1 protein-coding gene is annotated in these 724 nt (G+C 69.8%); it reads left to right on the top strand.

What is annotated here, in order from left to right:
• Positions 1-45: 45 nt before the first annotated feature.
• The coding region (locus IEY37_RS21730; RefSeq protein ID WP_188945035.1) for a helix-turn-helix domain-containing protein at positions 46-724 on the top strand (679 nt) is incomplete at its 3' end.

Here is a 724-nt window from a genome sequence, read left to right as displayed (position 1 = left end):
TCCGAGGATGGAGGTTCTCACGCCTTCCGCCTGAAAGACCTCGACATGGCTGACGCTACCTTTGACGACCCTGACGTGACCACGTTCGCCCGGCTGGACGGGCTCGGTTTGCAGGTCACGGGTCAGTTCGTGGAGCCTGATCGGGCGGTGCTGGCGTGCCGGGTCGCCGATCCGGACCGGACCTGTCGGCGGTGCGGAGCAGTCGGTCGGCCGCGGGACACCGTGCTGCGCCGGCTTGCGCACGAGCCGCTGGGTTGGCGGCCGACGTTGTTGCTGGTCACGGTCGTGCGATACCGGTGCCAAGGGTGTTCGGCGGTGTGGCGGCAGGACACCAGCCGGGCCGCGCAACCGCGTGCCCGGCTCTCGCGTGGAGCCCTCGCGTGGGCGCTGACGGCGCTGGTCTGCCAGCACCTGACGGTGGCCAGGGTGGCCGAGGCGCTGGGTGTCTCGTGGAACACCGCCAACGCTGCGGTCCTGGCAGAAGGCCAACGTCGGCTGATCGCCGACCCGGCGCGGTTCGACGGCGTGCAGGTCATCGGCGTCGACGAGCACGTGTGGCGGCACACCCGCCGCGGCGACCGGTTCGTCACCGTGATCATCGACCTGACCGCGGTCCGGAACCGAACCGGGCCGGCGAGGTTGTTGGACATGATCGATGGAAGATCGAAACAGGCATTTGCGCAGTGGCTCTCGCAGCGGCCCAAGTCCTGGCGCGACCGCGTCG

It is taken from the genome of Nakamurella endophytica (genome assembly GCF_014646215.1).
In the GTDB taxonomy this organism is placed as follows: domain Bacteria; phylum Actinomycetota; class Actinomycetes; order Mycobacteriales; family Nakamurellaceae; genus Nakamurella; species Nakamurella endophytica.
The sequence above is the reverse complement of the archived record's forward strand: the minus strand, read 5'-3'. Positions and strand labels throughout refer to the sequence as shown.